At 75.6% G+C, this 900-nt stretch carries 1 protein-coding gene; it reads left to right on the top strand.

Going from position 1 to position 900, the window contains the following annotated elements:
- Nucleotides 1-900: MFS transporter (locus AE652_RS42230; RefSeq protein WP_049661504.1), on the top strand; the 900-nt coding region annotated here is incomplete at both ends.

Raw genomic sequence — 900 nt, 5'->3', positions numbered from 1 at the left:
GGCGGGGCGCCGTGCCGGGGGCGGTCCTCGCCCTCGGCACGGTCAGCCTGGTCACCGACATCTCCTCCGAGATGGTCACCGCCGTCCTCCCGCTCTACCTGCTCACCGGCCTCGGCCTCTCCCCGCTCGGCTTCGGCCTGCTCGACGGCATCCAGAACGGCTTCAGCGCGCTGGTCCGGCTGGTCGGCGGCCACCTCTCGGACCGCCGCGGCCGCGACGGCGCCGCCCGCCACAAGGCCGTCGCGGCCGTCGGGTACGGGCTGTCCGCGCTGTGCCGGCCGCTGCTGCTGTTCGTCCACACCGTGCCGCTGATCGGCGCCGTGATCGCCGTCGACCGCACCGGCAAGGGCCTGCGCACCGCGCCCCGGGACGCGATGATCTCGCTCGCCACCGAACCCGCCCACCGCGGCCGGGCGTTCGGGGTGCACCGGGCGATGGACACGGCCGGGGCCCTGCTCGGCCCGCTCACCGCCTTCCTGGTGCTGCGGCTGGCCGGCGGCCCGCTGCTCGCCGACGGCGGCGAACGGCACGGCTACGACGCGGTGTTCACGGTCAGCTCGTGCGTCGCGGCGCTCGGCGTGCTGATCCTGCTGCTGTTCGTGCCGAACCGGCAGCAGGGCGACGACGCCTCGGCGCCCGCCCCCTCGCTGCGCGCTAGCCTCACCCTGCTGCGGCTGCCGGGGCTGCGCCGACTGACGCTCTGCGCCGTCCTGCTCGGCCTCACAACCGTCAGCGACTCCTTCCTCTACCTGCTGGTCCAGCGCCGACTGGACCTGCCCGTCGACCTGTTCCCGCTGCTGCCGCTGGGCACCGCCGCGGCCTTCCTGCTGCTCGCCGTCCCGCTCGGCGCGCTCGCCGACCGGATCGGCCGCCACCGTGCTTGCCACCGTCGAACTCGGG

It is taken from the genome of Kitasatospora sp. MY 5-36 (assembly GCF_001182915.1).
GTDB lineage: Bacteria > Actinomycetota > Actinomycetes > Streptomycetales > Streptomycetaceae > Kitasatospora.
The sequence above is the reverse complement of the archived record's forward strand: the minus strand, read 5'-3'. Positions and strand labels throughout refer to the sequence as shown.